We start from the raw sequence: 5,106 nt of genomic DNA, 5'->3' as shown, positions 1-5,106 counted from the left end.
GTTGCCGCGGTCGCGGGCGGCCGCGCCGCCGACGATCGGGGCCTGCTCGACGATGTCCGCGTCGGTCGCGTCGGCGACCACCACGGTGATGTTGTCCGGGCCGCCGCCACGCAACGCGAGCTGCACGAGCCGCTCGACGCACGCCTGCGGATCCTGGATGTCACGCATGCTCTCGCCGATGGTCTCGGCACTGACCACGCCGGAGAGCCCGTCGCTGCAGATGAGATAGCGGTCGCCCTTGAGGACCTGGCGGACCGAATACTCCGGATCGATGTCCCGGCCGTCGAGCGCCCGGGTGAGCAGCGACCGCTGCGGGTGGCTGCTCGCCTCCTCGGGGCTGATCCGGCCCTCGTCCACCAGCATCTGGACGTAGGTGTCGTCCTTGGTGATCTGGGCGAACTCACCCTGGCGCAGCATGTAGGCGCGCGAGTCGCCGATGTGCACCATGCCGATCTTGCTGCCGGAGAAGAGCACCGCGGTCAGCGTGGTGCCCATCCCCTCCAGATGCGGATTGGCGTCGACGGTGTCGCGCAGGGTCTGGTTGGCCGTGCCCACGGCATGCCGGAGGGCGTCGACCAGCGCATCGCCGGGGACGTCCTCGTCGAGCGGAGCCATGGCCGCGATGACGATGTTGCTGGCGACGTCACCGGCGGCCATGCCGCCCATGCCGTCGGCGACGGCAAGGAGCCGCGGTCCGGCGTAGACGGAGTCTTGATTTCCGTCTCGGATCAGACCGCGGTCGCTCTGGGCGGCGTAGCGCAGGGTCAGGGTCATGGCCGTAACTCGAGTGAAGTGCGGCCGATCCGGATCGGCACGCCAAGGGGGACGGGAGTAGGTCCGGAGACCTTACCGCGATCGAGATAGGTGCCGTTCGTCGAGCCGAGGTCCTCGACGAACCACTGACCGTCCCGCGGCACGAGCCGGGCGTGCCGGGCCGACGCGAAGTCGTCCGTGATGACCAGCGTCGAGTCCTCCGCACGTCCGATAGTGATCTGAGCCTCACCCAGAGTGATCCTGGTGCCGGCCAGCTGACCGGCTGTCACCACGAGCTGCCGGGCAGCCTTGCCCCGCTTCGCCTTCGCCGGCCGGCCCTGCGGCACCACGCCACCCACCCCTCGGGGCGAGGCGACGAGACTCTTGGACCGGACCCCGGCGAAGAGATCCTTACGGATGACTCCCACCACCGTGAACACGAAGATCCACAGCAGTATCAGGAAGCCGAAGCGGGCGACGGTGAGGACAAATTCTGGCAAGGTGCCTAGCCGTCCACTCGGAACGTGAGGGTGGTCGTCCCCAACTGGATCATGTCGCCCGGGTTGAGCGCCACGGCCGACACGCGCTGGCCGTTGACCATCGTGCCGTTCGTCGAGCCCAGGTCGGTCAGCACGACCTGGCTGCCGTCGTAGTCCAGCCGGGCGTGGCGCCGGGAGATCCCGACATCCGGCAGACGCAGATTCGCCTGGTCCCCACGGCCGATGACCGTCGAGCCCATCTGCAACGGATAAGTGCGGCCGTCACCGGAGACCAGGCCGACGTTGCGGCCGTTGTGCCCCCCGTGCGGCGGATACCCGCCCTGCTGCTGGTCGTACGGCGAATACGCCGGCGCAGCGTCGTAGGCGGGCTGTTGCACAGGCGCGACCTCGCCGCCGGTGTACACCTCCGCTGTGACACGGAACATGCCGGTATCGAGCCCGTCCCCGCGCTCGATCTCGACGATGACGTCGCCGTAGACCGTCCAGGCCTGCTCACCGATGAACTCCGCCTGCGACTGGGCCAGCTCCTGGGCCAGTGCGGCGGCATACGGTGCCAGCCTGCTGTGGTCGTACGGCGAGAGATCGATCACGTAGCGGTTGGGCACCAAGGTGCGACCACCAGCGAGGATAGCCTTGTGCGCCTCGGCCTCCCGCTGCATGGCATTAAGAATCTCCACCGGGTGCACGACACCCTTGAACACCTTCGCGAAGGCACCCTCGACCAGGCCTTCCAACCGCTTCTCAAAGCGCTGCAGCACGCTCACCGGCTCCTCCTCGGGTTCCGAGGACATGATGGTATCCGGCCGCCGCTTCCGCATCTCTGCGAAGAGCAACCGGTCGCTCCTGACCCTCGTATTGCGGCCCCTGACGCCGTGCTAGTCTTCCCTGGCGCCAAGGGCAGTATCTGCTCGCGGTGTAACGAGGGACAGCGTAGTCTGTTCCGGCTAACTGAATGCCACGGGGATGTGGCGGAATGGCAGACGCGCACGGTTCAGGTCCGTGTGTCCGAAAGGACGTGGGGGTTCAACTCCCCCCATCCCCACCCGATCACCTGGTCGCCCTCTGTCCGCGGAACGCGCGGACCGGGGGCGATCGGCATATCTGCTCCGGGGGCCGAGCCCCCGGAAGCCCCGCGTTGCGGTGGGCACGGTGAGTGATCTTGTCGCGCTCGGTGGGGGCTCGCCTTCGCTTCGCTCGGCATCGGGGCGTCTGGGCTTCCTTCCTTCCTCCTCTCCTCCTTCCTTCTGTCTCCTGGGTTTGTGCCTTGCTCCTTTGGGTGACAGCGGAGCGTGAGGGGGGTGGCGTTATGCTCTCGACTGGTTTTGCCCCCGAGACCTCTGGGAGAGTTTGCTCGTGGCCGTCGCCCTGGTAACCGGATCAGGTGGTCTCATCGGCTCTGAGGCGGTTCGGCACTTTGCCGGGCTCGGCCTTGATGTCGTCGGGATCGACAACGACATGCGGCAGGAGTTCTTCGGCGCGGAGGCGTCGACGGCCTGGAACGTGCAGCAGCTCACCGCGGACCTCGGGACGGCGTACTCGCACCACGGGGTCGACATCCGGGACCGCGACGCACTGTCGCGAATCTTCCAGCGGTACGGCAAGGACATCGCGGTCGTCATCCACACCGCGGCGCAGCCGTCGCACGACTGGGCCGTGCGGGACCCGTTCACCGACTTCGACGTGAACGCCGGCGGCACCCTCAACCTGCTGCAGAACACCCGCGAGCACTGCATCGACGCCGCCTTCATCCACTGCTCCACCAACAAGGTGTACGGCGACACCCCGAACCGGCTCCCGCTGATCGAGCAGGAGACCCGCTGGGAGATCGACCCGGCGCACCCGTACGCCGACGGCATCACCGAGGACATGTCGATCGACCAGTGCCTGCACTCGGTCTTCGGCGCGTCGAAGGTCGCCGCCGACGTGATGGCCCAGGAGTACGGCCGCTACTTCGGCATGAAAACGGCGATCTTCCGCGGCGGCACCCTCACCGGGCCGGCCCACTCGGCGACCGAGCTGCACGGCTTCCTCGGCTACGTGATGCGGGCCAACATGGAACGGCGGCTCTACCGGATCTTCGGCTACAAGGGCAAGCAGGTCCGCGACGCCATCCACAGCCACGACGTGCTCAGCGCCTTCGAGGCCTTCTTCCGCAACCCGCGCTCGGCGGCGGTCTACAACCTCGGCGGCGGCCGGCACTCGAACTGCTCCAACCTCGAGGCCTTCGCCATGGCCGAGAAGATCAGCGGCACCGAGATGGTCACCGAGTACGTCGACGACAACCGGATCGGCGACCACCAGTGGTGGATCGGCTCGATGGCGGCCTTCCAGGCGGACTACCCGCAGTGGAAGCAGGTCTACGACGTCCCGATGATCCTCCAGGAGATCTACGAGGCCAACGTCGACAAGTGGGTGCCCCAGCCGTGATCGCCCAGGGCAAGAAGAACGTCCTCGGCGTGCTGGTCGACGCGGTGGACTACGACGCCGCAGTCGCCCAGATCCTCGACGCCGCCCGCGAACGCCGCCACTACGCCGTCACCGCGCTCGCCGTGCACGGGGTGATGACCGGCGTGCAGGACAAGGCGCACAACGCCCGGCTCAACTCGTTCGACCTGGTCACGCCGGACGGGCAGCCGGTCCGCGGCGCGCTCAACCTGCTGCACCACGCCGGCCTGACCGACCGGGTCTACGGCCCCGAGCTCACCCTGCGCGTGCTGCGCCAGGCCGCGGCCGAGGGCCTGCCGGTCTACCTGTACGGCTCCACGGAACCGACCCTCAGCAAGCTCGTGCCGGCGCTGGAGCGGATGTTCCCCGCACTGAAGATCGCCGGCGTCGAGGCGTCGAAGTTCCGCGCCGCCCAGCCCGGCGAGGACGTGGAGATCGCGGACCGGATCAAGGCGTCGGGCGCGCGGATCGTGCTGGTCGGGCTCGGCTGCCCACGCCAGGAGATCTTCACGTACGCGATGCGCCCGCTGCTCGACATGCCGCTGCTCGCCGTCGGGGCGGCCTTCGACTACCACGCCGGGCTGTTGAAGAACCCGCCCGCGTGGATGCAGAAGTACGCCCTCGAGTGGCTGTGGCGTCTCGGGCTGGAGCCCAAGCGGCTGTGGAAGCGTTACATCCTGCTGAACCCGGCCTACCTGTCCCGGCTGGCCGTGCAGAAGCTCGGCCTGTGGAAGGCGACGCCGCCCGCACCGGCCACCGAACCGGTCCAGACCTTCGCGGTCTGAGCTGTCCGCGGTCTGAGCTGTCGGGCTCCGAAGCGGTCGGCCGGGCGGTGCCGGGGTCTCACGGCGTCGCCGCCGGAAACCCCGGCCGACCTCCCCAGGTCGAACCCGTGGCCGGCACCGATGCATCGGCGCCGTCTGGCACCCGACACTAGGACACCGATCACGGCCGCAACAGGGGGCATTGTCCCCTTCGCCCATTGGGATGAGTTCGCTTCGTAAAACGGCGCTCACGGAAAGTCACGATCACACCCCTACGGGTTGACCGTCCGGGCATATCCCGGTTTTGCCGCTTGCGCGACGGGTGAAGGCTGTCGATGTGAACACCACGACGGACCTCATCCTGATCGGCGTACTCGCCGGGGTCTGGCTCACCGCCGGACTGCTCGCGGACGCCCTGCCGGGCGCTCGCACGGCTCGCGAGCTGCGCCGGCGCGCTCGCACACTGTCCATGCTGGTCGGTGGCGGGGTCGCGGTGTTCATCGCCGTACCGCTGGTCACCGGCGTGCTGTCCGGGGACTCCGCGGCTCCGGCGGCTGCTGTGCTGCCCGCCGGACCCGCGTTGGTCGTGGTGCTGGTGACCGCGCGGCGCCTCGCGCAGGTCCGGCGCGGCGCGGGCGCGTTCG

5 protein-coding genes, 1 tRNA gene and 1 pseudogene are annotated in these 5,106 nt (G+C 68.5%); 4 read left to right on the top strand and 3 right to left on the bottom strand.

Annotated features, from left to right (window positions below):
- From AB0C29_RS33005 to AB0C29_RS32995, 3 genes are all read right to left on the bottom strand, one after another.
- A partial coding sequence (locus AB0C29_RS33005) for a protein phosphatase 2C domain-containing protein (protein WP_360828561.1) occupies nt 1-774 on the bottom strand: 774 nt, incomplete at its 3' end.
- Nucleotides 771-1,253 carry an FHA domain-containing protein gene (locus AB0C29_RS33000; protein ID WP_203769348.1) on the bottom strand — a complete coding sequence of 161 codons (483 nt, stop codon included), beginning with the start codon at nt 1,251-1,253 and terminating at the stop codon, nt 771-773. The genes AB0C29_RS33005 and AB0C29_RS33000, both read right to left, overlap by 4 nt.
- Nucleotides 1,254-1,258: 5 nt before the next feature.
- Entirely contained in the window at nt 1,259-2,044 is a 786-nt protein-coding gene (locus AB0C29_RS32995) for a DUF3662 and FHA domain-containing protein (protein ID WP_203769381.1), read from the bottom strand.
- Between the two features lie 168 nt (nt 2,045-2,212).
- Between AB0C29_RS32995 and AB0C29_RS32990 the strand changes: the two genes are divergently transcribed.
- From AB0C29_RS32990 to AB0C29_RS32975, 4 genes and pseudogenes are all read left to right on the top strand, one after another.
- Nucleotides 2,213-2,295 (top strand) — tRNA-Leu (locus tag AB0C29_RS32990).
- Nucleotides 2,296-2,606: 311 nt separating this feature from the next.
- Nucleotides 2,607-3,680, top strand: coding sequence for an NAD-dependent epimerase/dehydratase family protein (locus AB0C29_RS32985; protein ID WP_360828558.1), 1,074 nt, complete (start codon nt 2,607-2,609; stop codon nt 3,678-3,680).
- Nucleotides 3,662-4,483 (top strand): WecB/TagA/CpsF family glycosyltransferase, encoded by an 822-nt coding sequence (locus AB0C29_RS32980; protein WP_360828555.1) that lies wholly within the window; start codon nt 3,662-3,664, stop codon nt 4,481-4,483. The genes AB0C29_RS32985 and AB0C29_RS32980 overlap by 19 nt, the downstream gene beginning before the upstream one ends.
- 316 nt (nt 4,484-4,799) lie before the next feature.
- Nucleotides 4,800-5,106, top strand: a pseudogene (locus tag AB0C29_RS32975) (hypothetical protein); the annotation flags it as partial.

It is taken from the genome of Actinoplanes sp. NPDC048791 (assembly GCF_040650095.1).
Lineage (GTDB): Bacteria > Actinomycetota > Actinomycetes > Mycobacteriales > Micromonosporaceae > Actinoplanes.
The sequence above is the reverse complement of the archived record's forward strand: the minus strand, read 5'-3'. Positions and strand labels throughout refer to the sequence as shown.

Coding starts and splice junctions, on each gene's coding strand:
- AB0C29_RS32995 (WP_203769381.1), bottom strand. CDS start 2,044: ATGTCCTCGGAACCCGAGGAGGAGCCGGTGAGCGTGCTGCAGCGCTTT.